We start from the raw sequence: 19962 nt of genomic DNA on the forward strand, positions 1-19962 counted from the left end.
CGTACGTCGGCCGTCGCACGCTGGCGACCGTCAGGGAAGTCGTTGAATGGCGACCATCGCAGCGTCGTCGCCGAGCGTGCCGCCCGCAGCGTGTTTGAGCAGATCGTCGTGGAGGCGAGTGAGCAGGTGCTGCGGACTGGCACCGTGCCAGTGTGCGACTCGCTCCGTCAGCGGGTAGAAGGCTCCGGTGTCGTCGCGGGCCTCAAGCACGCCGTCCGTATAAAGGAGCACGATGTCGCCGGGCTCGAAGGCGAACACCTCCGCGGCGAGACTGGAATCACCGAGTGAGGCAAGGCCCAGAGGCGGCGCCGGCTGGTCTACCTCCAGGGACGTGACGTGGCCGCCGCGCAACAACAGTGGCGGCGGATGACCGCAGTTGAGGAGGTGCAGGACCGATTCGTGGTCGGGGATGTCGAGCACCGCTGCGGTGACGAACCCTTCGCCCTCGTCACCGGTGCCGGGACGCGAGCCGTCGGTGTACTCCACGGCCGGCGTCACCGCCGTCTCCAGATACACCGCGAGTCCAGGCAGGGCACCCTCCTGGTGAGCGGCCGCCCGGAAGGCCCCGAGGACAAGCGCGGCGTCACCGACCGCGTCCAGGCCCTTGCCGCGCACGTCGCCGATGATCAGCCGGGTTCCGTGAGGGGTGCGTGCTGCCGCGTACAGGTCCCCGCCGATCTGCGCCTCCGCCTCGGCCGCCAGATACAGCGAGGCGATGCGCAACGGTCCGAGCCGCTCGGGGAGCGGCCGTAGCACCACCTGCTGCGCTGTCTCGGCCACCGAACGCAATTGGACCAACTCTTTCTCGTGTACCTCGCGGAGATGGGCGAAGAACGTCACGAACACCGAGATCAGAACGAGCGCGGTGATCTGGAAGGTGTGGTTCAGGTCGGTCAGGCTGGTGCGCGCCGCCGCGACCGCCATCTGAGCCAGGACGGCAAGTGCGCCAATGGCCCCGGTGGTGCGGGGGCCGGCGAACGAAGCCGTGATGGCGGGAGCGGCGACCATGAACGGACCGACATGCACGTCAGGTGGCGCCAGAACGTCGACCACGGTCACCACAGCAATCAGTACGAGTGGGACCACCAGCAGCGCGTGGCCGAGTTCCCCCGGTCGGCGGGGACCGACCCGCGTGCTACGACGTTCCATCTTCCCTGCATACACCGCCCGCGCCGAGGCCGCCCGGCGCTCGGGTCTGTTGCGAGGTGCTCGTCACGGGCGCTCGCCGCTCCCGACCCCGGGACCTGAGCCGACCATCTCCTTCAGGACCTTCAGCGTGCCGGAGGCGCGCATCCGCGGCTACGTGGACGCCCGCAGGGGCCTCAGCCGGGCTTCAGCTCGCTGACACGAGCGATGCCCTGTTCCCGACCGCGACGGGGCAGTCCGGGACATGCAGCACCCGGGTAGCCCCGCTATGCGCCTGTGTGCACCTGTTCGCCGCCCCAGGCCACCCCCGTCCATTGCCCTGGGCGAGGGCCGGGCTCAGCCCTGTGACCTGATGTGGTCGATCACGGCGGTCAAGTCCTCCGTGGGGGAGAAGTCCACATATTCACAGTCTTCGAGCGCTACGGGCGCATGCCCGGGTGCCCAGTAGAACGCCTGCCCGGCTTCGTAGATCTCGTCGCCGTCCTTCGTCACCATCTTCAGCCGGCCCTTGAGCATGTACCCCCAGTGAGGGCAGGGGCAGAGATCACCGGCCAGGCCCTTCACCGCCGGTCGCAGGTCCGCCCCCTGGGGCAGCTGTACGAAGGCCACGGACAGGTCGCCGCCGACTGCTTGCGCTCGGAGTTCGACTCCGCCGCCCTCGATCGCGACCGGTGTGTCCTGCCTTGTTATCGCTGTCATGGATGCCTCGCTTCCTTCGGAGGCGGCGAAGCGCCTCTCTTCCAGGCTGGCCCGGAGGACCGCTGCGCGCCAGGCGGGGCATGCGGGAGGCCGGTCCCCGGTTCTCAAGTCGGCGCCGACTGTCGGACCAGCGAGGGGCCCATTGCCCAGCTCGGCCCGGTAGCCCAGGTCGCCGCACTGCACGGCGAGCTCCGCAGGTCGGTGGCTGCCAGCGCCAGGCTGGCAGCCACGAAGGCCAGAGATTGTCTTCGTGCGGGAGCGCGCGTCCGTGTACTGGTGCTTACTCGCGGTGGGCGGGGTGCCCGTCGGTGAGGAGACTGCCGTACGCCAGGCACAGCACGGGGAAGCCGAGCTCGTCCAGGGCGAGGCGAGCCGTCTCCGCGTTGGAGGGCCGGTGCCCGGTCGCCGTGTCGATCAGTTCGATGACGTAGTGCAGGCCGCCGCCGACGAGGGCGAACCACGCCTGATTCTTGCTGAACGTCTCGCTGTGCACGGGGACCAAGCGGGCCGCGGCCTGCTGGATCTGCTCGCGGGCGACTTCGTGCCGTGTCCCCTCGGACAGGAAGGTGGTGGTCAAGGGTGTGTCCTTGCTGGTCGGGGTCGCGCCGGGGTGAATCGTACGGGCCTGTGCTCTGGTGCAACCGCTCGTTGAGCGCTTCGGTGGCGGTTGCCGCGAGCTGAGGTTGTGGAGTGGAGTGATCGACAGACGACGAGGCGGCAGACGAGCGCGGCCCTCATGGTTTGACCGCAACCGCCAGAAGGCCGTGACCTAAGCACGCGCTGCGCGGCAGACGAGGACGCCGCCGAGGCAGGTGACCCTGAACGCGCCTTCCACCCGGATGGTTTCGTCCACCCGCTCTCGGGCCCGTTCGACCGTCTCCTTGAACGGCACACCCATCTGGTCGGCCCACGCCTCGTACGAGGCCAGATGGGCGACCACAGGCGCGGCGTCGGTCACCTCGATCAACCCCCGGTAGGGGGGATCGTCCGGACATCGTCGAAGACGGCGCCAAGGACGGTGGGGGCGTCTTCCAGGGTGAAGGGGGCGGAGAGCTGTACCCGTGCGGGGCCCTCCAGGATGCCGAGGACATCGCCTGCGGCTCGTCGCCAGAGGTCTTCCAGTTCTCGCTTATCAGTCCTGCTGTTGGTGGACGCGATGGCGATGCCGTCCCCGGCCAGGACGCGGTCAGCTCCTGGGTGGCTCGGGCCTGGTCCTCGACGTGGTAGAGCATGTGCATGGCCAGGACCGCGCCCAGCGCCCCGTCGGCGATCGGGAGCCTCTGGACGTCTGCCGCCACGGCTCCTTCGATACCCGCCAGGATGCCGGGAGAGATGTCCATGGGGAGCACGGCCAGGTCCGGCCGGTCGGCGCGTACCCGCTGCACGAACTTTCCGTTGCCGCAGCCCACGTCCGCTACTGCTCCGCGTATGCCGGCCAGCTCGCCCACGACGATGCCGGGGAGGTCGTGTCGTGGGGTCTGCCATTGGTAGAGGGACTGGCGGGCTGCGAGGTGCTGGCCGTTGCCGTACGCCTGGTGGAGAGCAGGCGCCGGTCGGTCACGGAAGGGTCGTTCGCGGGCTGGGTGGTCATCGCGGCTCCGTGGGTGTGCTGACGAGAGCGGGCCGGGTGGTCGCCTCGTGGATGTGCTCCCGAAGATCGACCACCGGCCGTGAGTCACGGTACGGCTCTGCTAAAGCTCGCGAAGCGCGGTCAGGACCTGTCCCAGCAGGAGTGGGGTTGTATCGCGCCGGGCATCAGACGGTTCGCTGAGGGCGGTCGTAGGCCGGGCCGGGACCTCGGCCCAGACGAACTTGCCAGGGTGTGGACGGCGGGGGTGGTAGCCCCAGCGGGTGGCCATGGTGGCGGTGAGCAGGAGGCCGCGACCGCCCAGGGCGCTGTCGCTGGGGGACTGGGGTGTCGGCGGGCGGGGGTCGTTGTCGCCGACCTGGAGGACGACGCCCGTCGGGGTTGGCCAGAGGCGCAGGAGGATCGTGTCCGGAGCGGGCCGTGTGGCGCCTGGTGGCCCCAGTGGACGTGCATGCTGGATGGCGTTGGTGGCGAGCTCCGAGACGAGAAGGCGGGCCACTTCGGTGCCTTCGGCGGGGAAGTGCCAGTGTTGGAGTACATCGACGGTGTGGCAACGGGCCCAGAAGACGGCGTTCGGGATGGCTGCGAGCGCGAGATCGCTGACGAGAGGCAAGGGCTGGCTCATGCGGGTGGCTTCCTCGACGGCGTGGCCAGGTGGCGTGCGGTGTGCCGTGGGCTGAGGGGGCGGCCCCCGGGCGGCGGGAGGGGTGCCTCCCGGGGGCTCGCCGGTTTGCGCGGGCTACTTCGTCGCGATCACGTAGACACTGCCCCAGCGGCGCTTCGGGTTGGCCAAGGTGGGGTCGAAGGTCCACGGCTCGACGGTGGTGAAGCCGGCCTCGGTGAAGAGCTGGACGAGCTTCTCGTGGTCGTAGGCCCACAGGTGCTGGGTGTACGTGGGGTCGTCGTCCTGGTCTCGGAAGACGAGGTTGACGAGGTCGAGTTGGGTGTTGATGTCGCCGAGGCAGTTCCGCTTGGCGTACCAGCGCTCGATCATCTCGGCGGAGGTGTCGAGGGGGCTGGGGTAGCGGCTGAGTGCGAAGGCGGCGTCGGGGACGCCCGTGATGATCTGGCCGCCGGGCGCGAGGACGCGGTGGGCCTCGATGGCGTACTGCTTGGCCGAGCGGGGGTAGCCGATGTGCTCCAGGAAGTGCTCGGAGAACAGCGTCTGGGCGGTGTCGTCGTGCAGGGGGATGCCCTCGCGGACGTCCCAGAGAAGGTCGGCCGGCGGGACGGCGTCGATGTTGAAGAAGCCGTTGATCCGGTGGGTGCCGCCGCCGATCTGGACCTTGGCGGGCTTGTGGTCGATGCGGCCGTTGGGCCAGGCGCGCCGGCTGGTGTGGTGGTAGCGGTGGAGTTCGATCTCGCGGGCGGCAGCGCGGAGGCCGCGGGCCAGCCCGTGGGTGGTGGCCGGGTCGTCGAGGAGGGAGGCGATCTGCTCGCCGAGGAGGTCGACCGAGGGCATGCCGGAGGTGCTCATGACAGGGCTCCTGATCACGAGGGGGCTGGGTGAGGTGGCGCTGTGGGTGACGTGGTGGGTTACGCGGCGCTGGGCGCCGGGGCGGTCCACTGCTTGTTGCGCATCAGCGTGTACTTGATGTCCACCAGGCGCGGGGCGATGGTGAGGGAGAGCTCCTCGGCCGGGTGGAGGTGGCCGGTGTCGTCCTGCTCGGCTCGCCAAATTCGGTAAGCCAGGTTGGGGTAGGCCGGGTTGATGCCGATCTCGCCCTTGGGCATCGTGCCGTTGAACGGGGCAACGATGTCCATGTGATTCCAGTAGTTCCAGGCCTGCAGCGCCTTGTACTGGTCGAAGTAGAAGTAGAAGTCGGGGTAGCGGCCGAAGGTCCGCAGCTCCCGGTGGATGAGGTGGCCCAGGAGCGGGCCGAGCTGGGTGGCGAGGGCGTCGAACTCCCAGCGGGTGTGGTGCCAGGCTTCGGGGATCTCGCCGAGGGTGAAGAGCCGTGCGGCCACGAGGTGGCTGATGCGCTCGACGAGGTACGTGGCGGCGTGCTTGGGGTCGATGGCGGGATCGACACGGCGCAGGAGCGTGGCCAGCTCGTCGGGCCGCGGGCGGAACTTCGCGAGGTCGAACTTGCCGGACAGGGCCGGGAAGGAGGCGAACAGCAGTTCCTTATAGAGCCAGTTGTTCAGCTCGCCCAGTTCCGCCAGGCGGCGGGTGTGGCGCGAGGTGGAGTGGAGCATCAGGTACTCCGCCACGGCTTCGAAGTAGAGGTAGCCGAGGATCGGCAGGCGGGGGATCGTCTCGTCGAGCTGCTGGAGGAAGGCTTCTGGGGCGATGGCCGTGCCCTGGTAGGCCACGGTGGCGGCGGTGGCGAGGAAGGCGGCCGAGTTCTTGACGCTGGCCACGACGGTCTCGCGGAGCTGGTGCCGCTCGTTCTTGCTGAGGAGGTATTCGAGGTGGCTGTAGATCTGCAGATGGATGAGGCCCAGCCGGAGGTAGTCGATGCCGGCCAGCCCTCGGTACGACTCCGGTGGCGTGTCGATCTCGATGATCAGTGGGGTGGGCCTGCGGTCGGTGATGCCGAGCTTGGCCAGGAAGGCCGGCGCCTCCCTGGTCAGGACGTACGAGGCCAGGTTGTGCATGCGGAAGCCCTGCTCGGTCGGGGTGAGCGGCGCGCAGTAGATGCTTCCGACGAGGCAGCCGCCGGAGGGGTAGAGCATGCCCTCCTGGTTGATCTCCTCCAGCGCGTGGGTGACGTGGAGGAGGTGCAGCTTGCCCTCGCCGCTCAGGGTGTCGAAGAGGGCGTTGCGGCGCAGCAGATGGCCGTTCGGGGTGCCCTCCGCGAGGCGCTGGTCCCATGCGGCTGACTGGGCCGCAAGTGGGTCGACGGGGTCGGCAGGGCTGGGGGTGAGGCCGCTGCCGTAGAAGGCGTGGGCATCGGCCCACAGGTGGTAGGCGTCGAGGAAGTCCATGGTCACACCAGCCCTGCCTCGGCCAGCGCGAAGCGGACGGCCTCAGGGCTGCTGGCCCCTGCCAGGTGGGCCTTCTCGGAGGTGAGGACCAACTCGAAGGCCAGGCCGCGGTACTGGTCGAAGGCCGGCTCGCGGACGTGCCGGGCGTCCGGCCACCAGGTGGCCTTCGGGAGCCGGTACCGGTCGAGGGCGTCGGCGGCCTTGAGGATGTCCGCCAGCGACTCCGTCTTCGAGTGGTCGTGCCAGTCGTCGGCGGTGAAGGCGTCGTACGGGACGTCGTGCAGTCGGACGGCGGTCGCCGCCTGCACGATTCGGCGGGGGGTGGCTGTGAGGCCGAAGTGGCCCCACACGGTGTCCGCGTTCGCGGCGAGCCAGATGGCCGCCCGGGCACCGTGCCCCTGGTCGTCCTTGTCGTGACGGCGCTGGCAGTCGTGGACGGCCGCGGCCACGACCACCGTGGCGGTGTCGGCTTCGTCGAGCCCGTGGCTGTCGGCGAGTACGGCAGCCAGTGCGGCCGTACGCATGCTGTGACGGACGCCGTGGATCGAGGTGTACAGGCGAGGCGTCGCCATCCAGGCGGCCGGCAGCGTGGACTGCTTCAGTAGACTCCGCGCGGCCGAGGCCAAGGCCGGCTGCGCTGTCGTCGTGAAGTCGGGTCGGTTCTCTTCGATCCACTCGACGGTGGCCCGGTCCATGTACTGGTGGAGCGGCAGCTGACGACGGGCAGCCTGGTCGATCAGGGTTGCGGTTGCTGGGACCGTGCTCATGTGTGCCCACCCCCTTTGGTGGTCTCCGCGGTGACGTGCTCCTACCTGAGTGGCGCGGCCTGCTGCTCGCGCTCCTTGCGGTCCTGCTCGGCGGCCTCGAAGGCAGCGGTGAAATCGGCCAGCTCCTGCTCGGTCATCAGCGTGACGCCCAGCTCCGCCGCCACATCCATGATCTTGGCCGTTGCTTCGTCGCGGGCGGCGTCCGAGGCGTCGTCGTCGAGCAGCAGCTCGAACTCGGCGTGGTAGCCCCACGCCTCGCTCCACTTGACCGCGATCTCGACGCCGTCGAAGCGGTAGTTGTGCCGGAAATTGAACGCCTCGTGCATGGCGGCCTCGAAGCCGAGGCCGTTGAACACCTTCACCGCGGCGGGCACGTCGGCGGGGGCGATCGCGAACTCCGTCTCCGCGAACGCGGAGCCCTGTCCGATCTTGCTCTCCTTGAGGGTGATCTTGGCGGTGCCGGCGGCGGTGTTGTCGGTGACCTTCAGCAGCTGGTCGGGCAGCACGTAGAAGTAGATGTGCTTGTCGTCGTTGCCGAGGTCCTCGCCATCCGCCTTCAGGCGGGCGACCAGCTGGTCGTGGGACTCCTTGGGGAAGCGGGCCCGCATCTCGATCTCGATGGCCACGGGGTGGTGTCTCCTCGTTTCAGGCATGGCGAAGCCAGCCGGACCCTGCCGTGGGGGCCCTGTCCGGTTGGCCACGCGCTGTGAAATTGGTGCTCAGGGTGGGTGGCGCGGCTGGGCCGGGGCCCCGCCGCACCGCTCGTGTGTCAGCCCAGGTCGCCGAAGCGGGCCTGGACCACACCGGAGTGCAGGTACGTGGGCAGCTGGACGCCGCCCACCGACGAGCGGCTCGTGGCGACCTGCTCCTCCGTCTCGCTGGGGAAGCCCTCCAGGAGACGGAGGCACTGCTGGACCCACTCACGCGACGCGGGCCAGTCGCCCAGATCGCGGTGGCGTACCGCCAGGGCATAGGCGGTCTCGGTCGCCGCCCAGCGGTCGCTCACCAGCTCACGCTGGAAGATCGACTCCAGTTCGTCGGTGGACGCCAGGCGGGTCTGGTTGGTCATGGTGCCCTCTCAGATCAGACGTTCGTACCCCAGTGGTGTTCAACGCGTCGGCGTCCCACCGGTGACGCCGTGGTCCGCCGTCAGTACGTGTAGATCTCGGCCAGCGTCTTGTAGTCCTGCAGCTCGTCCTTGTCGAACCACAGCTCCACCTCCTGCTTGGCCTCCTCCGCGTTGCCGGAGGCGTGCACGAGGTTCGCGACCGCCTTGCCGGAGGCGATGCTGGCCGCGGCGCTGTAGTGGGACAGGTCGCCTCGCACGGTGCCGGCGGGGGCCTGGTTCGGGTAGGTGCTGCCCACGATCTTGCGGACCGTGGCGATGGCGTCGTAGCCCTCCAGCACCAGGGCGATGACCGGCCCCTGCTGCATGAATGTGGAGGTGACGTTATAGACCTCCGACCCGAGCCGTTCTTCCAGGTCGAAGTAGTGGCGGCGAGTGAATTCCTCGTCCATCCACTTCATCTTCGTTCCGACGATCTTCAGCGCGGCGTCCTCGAACCGCGTGATGACCCTGCCTGCCAGGCCACGCGCCAGCGCATCGGGCTTCAGTAGGACGAGCGTGCGCTCCACGGTGTGTGCCTGATCCTCGGGCATTGTCTCCCTTTCGCCTTACTAGCAACCGGAGATGACGGGCGATCAGCCGTCACCTGCTGAGGTTACCGGCGTCGGTGAAGCGGCCGGGACGACCAGCGGTGTCCCGTGACGATCAGAGGTGGATGGGGCCTCTGCAGAGACTGGACCGAGGATTCGAATTCAGCCAACTTCCCTGTCCCTCCTATCCAAAGAAGCCGCGCATCTAATATCTCCCTGTGGTCGTCCGGCGCCCTTGCGCCACTCGATAGGGCTCTGGATTCGGAGCGTCGATCAGGTGATTCCTTGCCCCGGTGACTCCCATACTTCCGGGGTGCGCGCTGCGCGACCATGAAGCGCCAGTGCAGTTGGAGTGCACCTTCGGCAGGCGGGTTCCTGCACCGAGAGCGGCGACGACGAAGGGGCGGCGCGTGGAAGTAATCGAGCTCTGGAGCGGGCGGTACGCATGCATCCTCCAGTCCGCGCTCCGGCTCACCAACGAGCAGTTCGCTGCCCAGCTCGGCATCGCCGTCCGAACCGTCGCGGCCTGGCACGCCGACCCAGCTGTCGTGCCGCGCAAGGAGATGCAACAACTCCTGGACTCAGCCCACGAGCAGGCCCCGTCGGGAGCCCGTCAGCGGTTCTCCCTCCTGGTCGCGAACGAGCACCGACCTGCCGCGCCGGGTCCCGCCGGTGCCCAGGCGCTTCGGGTCGCCATCGCCGTGGTCACCCGTGACCATCAGGTCCTGCTGGTGTGCCGACGGCACGACGACGCGTCGGGCATCACCTGGCAGTTCCCCGCAGGCGTGATCAAACCCGGTGGCAAGGCCGAGACCACCACGGTGCGGGAAACCCTGGACGAGACAGGGGTCCACTGCGCCGTACGCGATCACCTGGGTAGCCGCCTCCACCCGGTGACCGGAGTGCTCTGCGATTACTTCCTGTGCGAGTACCTGGCAGGCGAGGCCGCCAACGCCGACGCCGAGGAGAACGCGGACGTCATGTGGGTTCCGAAAAATTCGCTCACCCGGTTCATCCCCGTCGATACGATCTTCCCACCCATCCTGGCAGTGCTGGAGGAGTAGACGTGACGCAGCAGAACGCTGAGGAGCGACCGGGCATCGCCGCGGCAATCGTGGTGCACGAGGGACGCGTGCTCATGGTGCGGCGCCGGGTCAGCGAGGGCCAGCTCTCCTGGCAGTTCCCCGCCGGCGAGGTCGAGCCCGGCGAATCCCGCGAGGACGCCGCCGTACGCGAAACACAGGAGGAGACGGGCCTGACGGTGAAGGCGGTCAAGCTCCTCGGCGAGCGGGTCCACCCGGCTACCGGCCGACTGATGTCCTACACCGCCTGCGAGGTGATCGGCGGCCACGCGCACGTCGCGGACACCGAAGAGCTGGCCGAGCTCGCATGGGTTACCCACGCAGAGATCCCGCAGTACGTCCCCTACGGCCTGTTCGGGCCGGTACAAGAGCACCTCGATGCAGCTCTGACCCGCTGACGAAGGCCGTTGAAGCGTGCGGCGTCGCCCCTTGCGTTGCACGGAACATGCCGGGCCCTATCAGGCCGCGATGTTCCTTCGGGGAACATTCGACCGTTCCTTCGGGGAACACATGCCGTGTTCCCCGAAGGAACATGGCGACCTTCGGGCTACCGGCTGCCTCGGCGGGGTGGTTGCTGTCGTGAGGGAACAGGGACGGCTGCGCTCGAACCCTGGCGGGTGGTGCTCGCGGAGTCGGGGTGAGCGGGCCTTTCACCTGCCACGCCGACGAGGCGGTGCAGCCGCCAGACGAGGACGTCGCTGATCGAGGTGGCGGTGTCGAGTTCTCGTCGTCGGGTGGATTCGGCGAGTAGGACGGTTGGGTCGTGGCCGGCCTTGTGGACGTCGGCGAGGGTGGCGGCCAAGGCGGGCCAGCTGGGCTCGGCGAGGATCTGCTCGGCCAGGTCGGGGAGTGCCTGGCGGACGAGGGTGGCCTGCCGCTGCTGCACCGTGACGGTGAGGCTGAGGCCGCGTTGGTGGATCACGGTCAGGGGCTGGATGGCGGCGGCCTGGTAGGCGGCGTGCAGGTGTTCGGCTGCTTGGCGGGCGGCTTCGGCTTGCTGGTCGTGGTGGCGGGTGTGGTGCCACTGCTGGGCTGCGACGACGGCCAGGAGCAGGGCGTCGAGGAGGACCGCGAGGAGGGCTCCGTCCTTGGGCGCGGGTTCACGCACGATCGCCTTGATGGCCCGGCGTGTGGCCTGGGACTGCTGATGTTGGGCGCGGATGCGGGAGCGGCTGGCCCGCTCGAATGCGGCTGCTGCCTGGGCCAGCTGGGGCCTGTAGCTGGCGGGGGCGATGAGGGGGAGGGCGTCGAGGGTTTCGGCGAGCACGGTGATGTGCGCCTGGCCCGCAGCGTCGTCAGCGTCGTCGAGAACGTCAGGGATCCGGTCGGCGGCGTCGGCGACCTGCTGCCATGCCGTTCGCCGGCGTCCGGAGTGCTGGCTCGTGGAGTTGGGTTCGGTGGGCGCGAGGCGTTCGCTGATCTTGGGGTAGGACAGGTCGGGGGCGAGGGTGGAGCCTGAGAACCACACCGGCTCGCCCTTGGCGTTCTTGTCGTCGGCGAGGGCGACTTTGTAGCCGCGGATGTCGCCGGAGGGGAAGTGCTGGATGTCCACCAGCACGCCCGCGCTGCGGAGGATGGCGAAGAACTCCTCGGTGCCCGTGGCAGCGGCCACCGTTGTGCGGACGGTGGCGCGCAGCCTCTCCCGGGGTGTGGCGGTGTGCCCAGCGCGCAGGGCCTTCTCCTGCTCGGCGCGGGTGGGGCGTTTGGCGGCGGTGCGGTCGCCGCGTACGACCTGGCGCAGGCCGTACTCCTTCTCGATCGCGGCGCACTCCTTGTCGGCGCGCGGGAAGTCGTTCCAGTGGCGGGCTGGGGTGAGATCGCCTCGGACCTTGGTGGCGACGATGTGGATGTGGTCGTCGGCGTGGCGGACCGCGACCCAGCGGCAGGCGTCGGGGTCGCCGGCCGGGGCGATGCCAGTGGCGTTCAGTACCCGGCGGGCAATCACCGCCCACTCGTCGTCCGTCAGGACCCGGTCCTCGGGCGCGGCCCGCACCGAGCAATGCCACACGTGCTTCTCCGGTGCCCGGTCGCCAGCCTGCTTGACGCGCAGGTCGAGGACGGTGGCGAGCTGGGTGAGTGTGGCCTCCTCGTCGCGGCCGGGGTCGGGGGCGAAGCCGTCGAAGGACGCCACAAGGTGGGGGTCGGTGTGTTCGTTGGCGCGGCCGGGGCCATAGAGGTAGTTCAGGACGCCACGGGTGTTGGCGCCGGCCTTGCCGATCTTCGCGATCAATCAGGCCGCCCTCTTCGATGTGGCGGCTTTGTCTGACGCCACATCGATCGCGGTGGCGGCGTTACGGGCCAGACCGAGGACACGTGCCGCTTCCCCGAGGAGCGCTGTGTCCCCAGGCTGTGGATGGCCGCCGGAGTTCAGTTTGCGGGCGATCTGGTTGACGTTGGTGCCGATCCTGGCGACCTCGGTCCGCAGGGCGGCAAGTTCGTCGATCAGGTCATCGTGGGAGGTCCGCTGGCCGGGCACCGCGAGGTCACCCGCAAGGTGGGACACGACGAGAGCGCCGACGAAGTGGGCGCCTGCCAGGTTCAGACGACGGGCCTCGGCGAGGATCTCGGTGTGCTCTTCGGCGCTGTAGCGGACGTCGACACGCATCTTGCGCTGCTCGGTCTCACGGGCGCGGCGGCGGGCGATCCGGTACAGCGCGGCCTCGTCGGCGGCCCGTACGACGGGCTGGCCGGCGTCGGCGGCACCGGCCGCCTCCTGCCCCGGTGCGCCCTCGCGCCGGGGTTCTGCCTTCGCCACCCCCGGGGCGGAGGCGGTGTTGGACCGGCCCTTGGACGGTCCAACGCCATACCTTGCTGCCTGGTCTGGGGCTGGGGTACGGGCGGTGTGCTGCTGGTGGACGGCGAGATGGGGCTTAGGCATGTTGGGTCCTTCTTCGGGGGTGGGTTCGCCTCAGGGGGGCGGAGTGGGGGAAGGCGCGTGCTCACCCGCGGTGCCGGCGCGGGTGGGAGGCTGGATCAGCGGACGGCGGCGCGGTGCTCGTCCAGCTCGGCCTGGAGGATGTCCTTGGCCTCCTCGGCGAGGTCCTTGTTGATGGTGAAGCCCCTGTCGCGGACTGCGGTCTCGATGCGACGGCGGGAGGCGTGTCCGGCCCGGCCGGGCTGCGCGGTGCGGCCCATCTCGATCGCCTGCTCCAAGGTGGCGCTGGGCTTGCGTCCCTTGTGCTTGGGCGGGCTGTCGATTTCCGCCACTTGTTTCCGGTCGGGCGCCGCCACAACCCGGCCGGGCTTCGGCGCTGTGGGGGCGGGCGCATCGCTGTCCGCGGTGGCCTGTGCGGGCTCGAGCCTGGTGGCGGTCTTGGGGCAGGCAGTGGCGTGGGCGCCGGCCGTGTTGTGGCGGGCGTCGGGTTGGCGATGGACGAGGAGGTAGAGGTGGACGGCTCCGGCCAAGGCGAGCGGGGCGATGGCGGAGATGGTGCCGACGGTGATGTCGTCCAGGAGGAGGCCGCCGTGGCGGGCCTGCTGGTTGAGGCGGATGGCGTGGAGCACGTTGGCCCAGATGCTGGTGAGGGTGGCGAGACCGACTAGGGCGGACACGTAGAGGCGGGCGCGCAAGGGTGCGGTCCTCAGGATGAGAAGGGCGCCGATCCCGATGGCGATGAAGCCGTCGATGACGAGGGGGAAGGCGTACGTGAGGATGGGATGGATGTGGCTGGCAGCGGCCATCTGACGCAGGGCGTCGTAGGAGAGTGCGAAGGCGGCGCACGCCATGAGAGCGACTCCGGTGCGGATCGGCCTGGACAGGACGGTCCGGCCGGGGAATGAGGTAGACGGGGAAGGGACGGCGGAGGAGGCCAAGCGTGATGCTCCAGAGGCTGCGGGAGCCCCACCTGGGCGGCCTGCGGCGGGAGCAGGCGCCTTGGTGGATGGGCTGATACCGGTGGGCGCTTACGCTTCCCCCTCCCTAAAGAGGGGGAAGCACGTAAGCGCTTAGGGGCGGACGAGTCGTTCGTTCGGCCGTACGCGCCTGACCTGCGGTTTCGTGAAAAACGAATGCGGTGTAGGCGCTGCGTAGGTGTGTTCTGGCCGGTCGGGCGCGTACGGGTCCGCGTACGCGCCCCAGGGTCAGGAGACGACGACGGTCATGTGGCGGGCGGGTGCGGCGGTCCAGCGGGTGGCCTGGCCTCCGCCGGAGCCGCCTCCCGCGCCGGTCTCCTGGGCTGCGTGGCCGCTCGTGGCGAGGTTCTCCAGGCGGCGCCGGGCCTTGGCGATGTCCGCCTGGCTGGGGCTGGTCTCGCCGGTGATCTGCTCGGCGAGCTGGCGGGCGGTCAGGCCGCGCGTACCGGCCTGGCGGAGCAGGGTGAGGGGGTCGAGGTGGGTCTCGACGCGGGAGGTGCCTCGGGTGTGGTCGTGGGTGATGGGCAGGGGCCCGATCTCGTCGTTGACCGTCTTGAGGTGGTGGAGGTGGACGATCGGGTCGCCCGCCGCCCCTGCGAGGAACAGGACGCTTCCGGCGCCGGCGGTGAACCAGGCGGAGCCGTAGACCTGGTCCAGGATGGGTCGCTGGTTGCGTGAGGCGTCCTGTCCCTGCTTGCGCTGGTGGTGCAGTTCCATCAGCTGGACGCCGTCGCGAAGGAGCTGCTGGCGGGCGTTGTTGTAGGCGAGCCCGGCCTCGTCGTCGGTCAGCTTGCCGACGACGTCCTTGAGGCTGTCGATGACCACGGTGTCGGCGCCGTGCTCGGCGGCGAGCTCGGCGAGCAGGTGCGGCTCGGCGATCAGGGAGGCGGGCAGCGGCCCAGACCAGAAGACAAGGCGCTGGCGCAGGATCTTCTCGTCCACTGGCCGGATGATCCGGCTGAAGGCGCGGGCCAGCTGGCTGGGCCGGTCCGCGGCGATGTAGAGGACCTTCTTGCCCTCCTGCACGGGCATGTCCAGCACCTGGGCGATCAGGCCGATGCGGGCCAGGACGACCTGCTGGGCGATGGTGGACTTCCCCACCCCGGGCGGGCCGACCAGCATCAGGCTCTCGCCGGCTGCCCAGGCCGCCTTCCCCGGTGCGCCCCAGATCGGCTCGGTGTCGGTGGCCGTGTCGGTGACGAAGGCCCAGCCGTCGAGGGCGTAGCGCTGCAGGCGTCCGCCGGAGCTGCGGCGGGATCGGTCGGTGACCTCCTGCAGCGAGGCGTTCAGCAGGGTCCTGACCTCTTCGGGGTCCGCGCCCTCCGAGGTGGCGCCTTGCAGTACGCGGACCGCCATGGCCTGCATGGAGCGCAGGTCGGCCTGCTGCCGGACGATGTCGGCGTAGTACTCGGCGCCCGACCCGACCGCTGCGGACGACGCGAGGGTGTGCAGGTAGGTGGCTCCGCCGACGCGGTTCAGGTCGCCGGTGCGCTGGAGCTGGTGGCCGAGTGCGATGGGGTCGGTCGGCGCCTGCTGTCGGCGCAGTTCCACCAGGGCATGCCAGATGGTGGTGTGCGCGGGGTGGTAGAAGTCGCCCGGCTCCAGGATTTGGCGGAGGCGGTCGATGGCCTCGCTCTGGTAGACGCATGCGCCGAGTACCGCCATCTCGGCTGCCTCGTTGCGCGGCACGTTCATCGACCCGGCCGCCGCGAGGGTGGAGGGCTGGGCGAGCTGTGCGGTCAGGGGTGTGCCTGTGGGCCCGATGGCCGTAGGGTTGGGCATGGATTCCCTCCCCGGAGTGCATACGGCCCTGGCAGGCCGCACTCCCGGTTGATCGTCTTGATGGGTGGTCATTCAGGGAGCCGTTCGTGGCCTCCGGTGCGCTAACACCGGGGGCCGCTCCCATTTCCGGGCGCGGCGGGCCATGTCCGGGACCAGAAGCATCGTGTGTACTGGCCGCACAGTCAAGCCCCAACTTTGAATCTCCTGCGCACAATATTTGTGCTGCGGATGCGCAAGATGGGGTTGAGTCTGTGCGATCGCCAAGTTAACGTGGTGGTATGACGCAGAACGACTGGCAGGGGCGCCTCACGCAGCACGTGGCCGACGCCGTGCGCCACTATCGGAAGGACCGGGGGCTCAGCGCTCAGGCCCTCGCGGACGCCTGCGGCAAGCTCGGATACCCGGTTCAGCGGACCTCCATCGCCAACCTGGAGAACGGCCGCCGGTCCGGCGTGGAGCTCGCGGAACTCTTGGTCCTCGCCAAGGCCCTGGAGATCCCGCCGATCATGCTCATGCTGCCCGTCGGCATGGCCGGCGCGGTCGAGGTCGTACCCGGGGAGGAGCTCCCCATCTGGAACGCCATCGCCTGGATCAGCGGCGAGACCCTCCTCGGCAGCGAGCCGAACCCCGGCACCGCCAACGAGATCATCTTCGAGCTGCGCATCCACGCGCAGGCCGTCAACCAGGTGCAGAAAGCTATCCAGCTCGCCGAGGAGACCCAGCAGCACGGCCTGTACCGCAATCAGCGCCTGAACGGCAGGAGCATGCGCGAGGCCATCCAGGCGTACGCCAAGGACAGTGTCATCGATCTCCGCGATTACCGCCGCAAGCTTCGCGCGCGTGGCATCGAGCCGCCGGCTCTCCCCGAGGACCTCCAGTTCCTCGACGAAGTCCAGTAGCACCCTCTGTCCTGGCTCACACGCGGTGTTAGCGCGCCGCGAGCCAGGACCGCAGCCACAGGCTGCATGACCACCCATCACACGATCCCGCCACCGGAGTGCCAGCTCCAGCGGGAAGGAGTCCCCGTGCGCCAAAACCAACCCTCGTTGTGCCACTGCTCCATATCCCGTGCCTCCCTCACCCGAGGCGGTGCGCGATGACGAAGCGCAAGCCGCCGACCGACTCCGGCCTGCCGCGGCTGTTCGGTCCTGATGAGATCGCCAACGCCCTCGGCTGCTCTGCTTGGTGGGTCCGCGACCGTGCGCGTCGCCGCCTCATTCCGTTCACGTACGTCGGTGGCGCGTACCGCTTCACCACTGACCACCTGGCCGAGATCATCCGCCTCCACGAGGAGCGGCCCGCAGAGGCCGCCCACCCCGCCAAGCCGACTGCTCCTGCGCGCACGGCCGGCTCTCCGCAGGCCCGTTCCGCTTCTGGCCCCGGCATGTCCCTGCCCGGCACCCGGCTGAAGGCCCGGCCGCCCCGGCGCCTCCTCGATGCCCAAGCCCGCTACGGGACCGCCGCCTAGACCTGCCCACGACAGAGAGGGGGATACGTGGGCTACGCGGAGAAGCGCAGCACCTATTGGCGAGGCCGGTACAAGCTGGCCGACGGCAAGTACGGCACGGTCCAGGACACCACCGGCGTGGTGGTCAAGTTCGCCACCAAACGGGAGGCGAAGCAGGCCGCCGACGCCGAAGAGGTGACCGTACGGCGCGGTGAATGGCGGGACCCGGCACGCGGACAGGAGACCTTCGGCGATTACGCCGGCCGCTGGTACGACGACCAGGACCTGGCCGCCTCCACCATGCAGAACTATCGGCGCCACATCGAGGAGCACCTGCTCCCAGAGTTCGGCGACATGGCCCTCGGGGGCGTCCTGCGATCCGACGTCGACCGGTGGGAGAAGGCGGAGAAGTCCGAGTACGCCGCGTCGAGCGTCAAGACCTGGCGCGCGACCCTTCACCTCATCCTGGCCGACGCGGTGGACGAAGGACTCATCACGTCCAATCCGGCGACGAAGCGGCGCGGGCGCGGCAAGCGCGCGGGCCGTTCCCGGGATCGTGGGCCGGAAAAGGTGGTCACCGACGCGCTCGGTGTGTTGCTCATAGCCGAGCGAGCAGCGCTGCTCTCGGGTCGCGACGACGAGTTCATCGCCGTGGTCCTCAAGGCGTACACCGGCATGCGCTGGGGCGAAATCGTCGGCCTGGAGACGGAGTTCGCCCGCCAGGGCTCGGTCCGGGTCGAATGGCAGCTGTACGAGCTCGACTCCGGCGAGCTGGTCCGCTGCCCGCCCAAGGACGACAGCTATCGCACCATCGACGCACCGGACTGGCTGTCCGCCCTGGTTGCCAACCACATCGCTCGTACGAAGCCGAGTCCATGCCCCTGCCACGGGAGGGTGTACGTCTTTCAGGGCCAGGGCACCGCCCGCACGGGCGGCCACCAGGGGGCGAAGCTCGTGGACGTGGCCCGCCGCGCCGAGGTCTCCACCGGCACGGTGTCCAACGTGCTCAACCATCCTGACCGGGTTCGGGAGGACACCCGCGTCCGTGTGGAACTCGCCATCACCCAGCTTGGCTTCGTGCGTGGTGGGGTCCCGAGCGAGCACGCCGCCCACTGGCGGCGCAATGGCTTCGCCACCTGGCTCTTTCAGCCGTCCGCCACTGGCTGGTACCCGAAGAAGGCCCCGCAGGAGGCACGCCCGGTGCCGCTGCTGGGTGCCCCCTGGCCCGGCGTTCCGGTGCGGGGTCGCAACGCCCAGGGCCGCGCGGACGCCTGCTGGACTCCGATCGCGAAGGGCCTCACGCCGCACGGTCTCCGTCACTCCCACCGCACGGTCATGGAGGACCTGGGGACGGAGAAAGTTCTCATGGACGAGCGGATGGGCCACATCGACGGCTCGGTCTCGGCCCGCTACGCGCACGTGACCCCCGGCATGCGCCGGCGGCTCCTCGTAGGCCTGACCGGTCGGTGGGAAGAGGCACTGGAGGCTCGCCGGGAGATGAGTCCGCAGTCACCGGTCACCGTTGTCGACCGACTCCTGAAGGCGGCAGGTCCTCGCTGACCCGCCGGACGCGGGGGGGGTGCCCCTATGAGTTTGGTCAAGCTGATGGGGCGGGTTGGGGTTCGTAGAAGGTGCCGTCTCGGAGCATGGCGAAGAGGACGTCGGCTCGTCGTCTTGCGAGGCAGAGGAGGGCTTGGGTGTGGTGTTTGCCCTGGTTGATCTTCTTGTCGTAGTAGGCCCGGGAGACCGGGTCGGCGAGAGCGGCGAACGCGGAGAGGAAGAAAGCCCGTTTGAGCTGCTTGTTTCCGCGTCGGGACGGTTGCTCGCCCCGGATCGACGAACCGGAACTGCGGGTCGTCGGGGCGAGACCGGCGTAGGCGGCGAGGTGGGCCGCGGACGGGAACGAACTGCCGTCACCGACGTCGATGAGAATGCGGGCTCCGGTCCTGACGCCGATTCCCGGCATGGACGTCAGGACCTTGGAAAGAGGGTGGTTCTCCAGCACTTCCTCGATCCGGGCGGCGAGGAGTTTTCGCTGGTCAAGCACCGCCTGGAGAGAGTTGGCGAGGCTGGGAACGATCAATGCGGCCGCGTCCGTGCCCGGGACGACGACGGTCTGCTCGTCCAGCGCGGTGAAGATGTCCTCGACGAGCCGCTCGGCCATCCGCGGCGCCTTGGGACGTATCAAGGTCACGAGCCGACGGCGTCCGGCCTTGCGGATCTGGGCCGGAGAACCGAACTGGTCGAGGAGCTTGAGCACGGCCGGGTGCTGCACTCGCGGGCCCAGGACCCGTTCCAGCGACGGATGGATCTGCGTGAGAAGGCCGCGGAGGCGGTTACTGATCCGGGTTGCTTCGCCGGCGAGGTCGTCGTCGAAGCCGACGATCATCTCCAACTCGGCGATGGTCTCTTCCTCGAGATCGACCGAGCGGAGCGTGTGGGGCATGACGCGGGCCGCGTCCGCGATCACGAACGCGTCGCGGGCATCGGTCTTGGCCTCGCCTGGATAGAGATCGGCGATCCGCCTCATCGTCAGCCCCGGCAGATAGGCCACCGGGCAGCCCAAGTCACGGGCCACCGCCAGTGGCAGAGCGCCGATCGAGGCCGGCTGGTCGACCACGACCAGCACGGTCCCGTGCTTGGCCTGGAGTTTTCCGAAGACCTCGCGGAGCTTGGGCTCGCTGTTGGGCAGCCGCTTGTCGAAGGCCTTCTTCCCGGCCGGGGTGACGGCGGTGGCGTGGTGTTCGCCCTTGCCGACGTCCAGGCCGAGGAAGGCGCCGATGCCGCTGATGTCGATCACGTGCGTCCTCCGGTCGTCCTCTTCGCCCGGCCGTCCCACGGCACCGATCGCCACATCCACATTACGAAGAGCCTCCCGACCTGCGGAAAGGCCGGTGGTCATGCCCCTAATCAGCGGTCTGTCGATGCCTCCGGAGCCGGTGACACCACCCCCCAAGACATGCGATCGACAGGGGGGAGAAAGTCATGCCAACTCCAGAGGCCGGGCGCCCC

20 protein-coding genes and 1 pseudogene are annotated in these 19962 nt (G+C 69.3%); 5 read left to right on the forward strand and 16 right to left on the reverse strand.

Annotation, left to right across the window (positions count from 1 at the left end; translation table 11 throughout):
• Positions 1 to 30 precede the first annotated feature (30 nt).
• The 11 genes and pseudogenes from OG625_RS20880 to OG625_RS20930 form a co-directional block, all read right to left on the reverse strand.
• Entirely contained in the window at positions 31 to 1149 is a 1119-nt protein-coding gene (locus OG625_RS20880) for a PP2C family protein-serine/threonine phosphatase (protein ID WP_329383187.1), read from the reverse strand.
• A 333-nt stretch (positions 1150 to 1482) separates the two neighbouring features.
• On the reverse strand, positions 1483 to 1845 hold the full coding sequence (locus OG625_RS20885) for a hypothetical protein (RefSeq protein WP_329383190.1): 363 nt from the start codon (positions 1843 to 1845) through the stop codon (positions 1483 to 1485).
• A gap of 280 nt (positions 1846 to 2125) precedes the next feature.
• Positions 2126 to 2422, reverse strand: a complete 297-nt coding sequence (locus OG625_RS20890; protein WP_329383193.1) for a hypothetical protein — start codon at positions 2420 to 2422, stop codon at positions 2126 to 2128.
• A 192-nt stretch (positions 2423 to 2614) separates the two neighbouring features.
• Positions 2615 to 3436 (reverse strand): annotated as a pseudogene (locus OG625_RS20895) (class I SAM-dependent methyltransferase).
• Positions 3437 to 3536: 100 nt separating this feature from the next.
• Positions 3537 to 4058 carry an ATP-binding protein gene (locus tag OG625_RS20900; protein ID WP_329383195.1) on the reverse strand — a complete coding sequence of 174 codons (522 nt, stop codon included), beginning with the start codon at positions 4056 to 4058 and terminating at the stop codon, positions 3537 to 3539.
• A gap of 114 nt (positions 4059 to 4172) precedes the next feature.
• On the reverse strand, positions 4173 to 4910 hold the full coding sequence (locus tag OG625_RS20905) for a class I SAM-dependent methyltransferase (protein WP_329383198.1): 738 nt from the start codon (positions 4908 to 4910) through the stop codon (positions 4173 to 4175).
• 59 nt (positions 4911 to 4969) lie between these two features.
• A complete protein-coding gene (locus OG625_RS20910; protein WP_329383201.1) occupies positions 4970 to 6364 on the reverse strand; it encodes a hypothetical protein in 1395 nt (464 codons plus the stop codon).
• A gap of 2 nt (positions 6365 to 6366) precedes the next feature.
• Positions 6367 to 7131, reverse strand: coding sequence for a hypothetical protein (locus OG625_RS20915; protein WP_329383204.1), 765 nt, complete (start codon positions 7129 to 7131; stop codon positions 6367 to 6369).
• A gap of 41 nt (positions 7132 to 7172) precedes the next feature.
• Positions 7173 to 7757: a CYTH domain-containing protein gene (locus OG625_RS20920; RefSeq protein ID WP_329383206.1), complete on the reverse strand. Its 585-nt coding sequence runs from the start codon at positions 7755 to 7757 to the stop codon at positions 7173 to 7175.
• 143 nt (positions 7758 to 7900) lie between these two features.
• The gene (locus tag OG625_RS20925; protein WP_327305905.1) at positions 7901 to 8200 is read right to left on the reverse strand and encodes a hypothetical protein; all 300 of its coding nucleotides are present in this window, start codon (positions 8198 to 8200) and stop codon (positions 7901 to 7903) included.
• Positions 8201 to 8280: 80 nt separating this feature from the next.
• On the reverse strand, positions 8281 to 8790 hold the full coding sequence (locus tag OG625_RS20930) for a nucleoside-diphosphate kinase (protein WP_329383213.1): 510 nt from the start codon (positions 8788 to 8790) through the stop codon (positions 8281 to 8283).
• A 407-nt stretch (positions 8791 to 9197) separates the two neighbouring features.
• Here OG625_RS20930 and OG625_RS20935 point away from each other — a divergent pair, with 407 nt between their 5' ends.
• On the forward strand, positions 9198 to 9851 hold the full coding sequence (locus tag OG625_RS20935) for an NUDIX hydrolase (RefSeq protein WP_329383217.1): 654 nt from the start codon (positions 9198 to 9200) through the stop codon (positions 9849 to 9851).
• A gap of 2 nt (positions 9852 to 9853) precedes the next feature.
• On the forward strand, positions 9854 to 10267 hold the full coding sequence (locus OG625_RS20940) for an NUDIX hydrolase (RefSeq protein WP_329383220.1): 414 nt from the start codon (positions 9854 to 9856) through the stop codon (positions 10265 to 10267).
• A 149-nt stretch (positions 10268 to 10416) separates the two neighbouring features.
• Here OG625_RS20940 and OG625_RS20945 read toward each other — a convergent pair whose 3' ends face one another.
• The 4 genes from OG625_RS20945 to OG625_RS20960 all read right to left on the reverse strand — a co-directional run bounded on the left by OG625_RS20945 (position 10417) and on the right by OG625_RS20960 (position 15503).
• Positions 10417 to 12099: a relaxase/mobilization nuclease domain-containing protein gene (locus OG625_RS20945; RefSeq protein ID WP_329383223.1), complete on the reverse strand. Its 1683-nt coding sequence runs from the start codon at positions 12097 to 12099 to the stop codon at positions 10417 to 10419.
• Positions 12100 to 12747, reverse strand: coding sequence for a plasmid mobilization relaxosome protein MobC (gene mobC, locus OG625_RS20950; protein ID WP_329383226.1), 648 nt, complete (start codon positions 12745 to 12747; stop codon positions 12100 to 12102).
• A 95-nt stretch (positions 12748 to 12842) separates the two neighbouring features.
• On the reverse strand, positions 12843 to 13595 hold the full coding sequence (locus OG625_RS20955) for a DUF2637 domain-containing protein (protein ID WP_329383229.1): 753 nt from the start codon (positions 13593 to 13595) through the stop codon (positions 12843 to 12845).
• Between the two features lie 354 nt (positions 13596 to 13949).
• The gene (locus tag OG625_RS20960) at positions 13950 to 15503 is read right to left on the reverse strand and encodes a DnaB-like helicase N-terminal domain-containing protein (protein ID WP_329383232.1); all 1554 of its coding nucleotides are present in this window, start codon (positions 15501 to 15503) and stop codon (positions 13950 to 13952) included.
• Between the two features lie 278 nt (positions 15504 to 15781).
• Here OG625_RS20960 and OG625_RS20965 point away from each other — a divergent pair, with 278 nt between their 5' ends.
• The 3 genes from OG625_RS20965 to OG625_RS20975 all read left to right on the forward strand — a co-directional run bounded on the left by OG625_RS20965 (position 15782) and on the right by OG625_RS20975 (position 18510).
• Positions 15782 to 16402 carry a helix-turn-helix domain-containing protein gene (locus tag OG625_RS20965; protein ID WP_329383236.1) on the forward strand — a complete coding sequence of 207 codons (621 nt, stop codon included), beginning with the start codon at positions 15782 to 15784 and terminating at the stop codon, positions 16400 to 16402.
• Positions 16403 to 16599: 197 nt separating this feature from the next.
• Positions 16600 to 16971: a DNA-binding protein gene (locus OG625_RS20970; protein WP_329383239.1), complete on the forward strand. Its 372-nt coding sequence runs from the start codon at positions 16600 to 16602 to the stop codon at positions 16969 to 16971.
• Between the two features lie 27 nt (positions 16972 to 16998).
• On the forward strand, positions 16999 to 18510 hold the full coding sequence (locus OG625_RS20975; RefSeq protein ID WP_329383242.1) for a tyrosine-type recombinase/integrase: 1512 nt from the start codon (positions 16999 to 17001) through the stop codon (positions 18508 to 18510).
• A gap of 37 nt (positions 18511 to 18547) precedes the next feature.
• On the opposite strand, the gene OG625_RS20980 is transcribed toward OG625_RS20975, so the two are convergent.
• On the reverse strand, positions 18548 to 19750 hold the full coding sequence (locus OG625_RS20980; RefSeq protein ID WP_329381168.1) for an IS110 family transposase: 1203 nt from the start codon (positions 19748 to 19750) through the stop codon (positions 18548 to 18550).
• Positions 19751 to 19962 lie beyond the last annotated feature (212 nt).

Origin of the sequence: Streptomyces sp. NBC_01351, assembly GCF_036237315.1 — a bacterium.
Classification (GTDB): domain Bacteria; phylum Actinomycetota; class Actinomycetes; order Streptomycetales; family Streptomycetaceae; genus Streptomyces.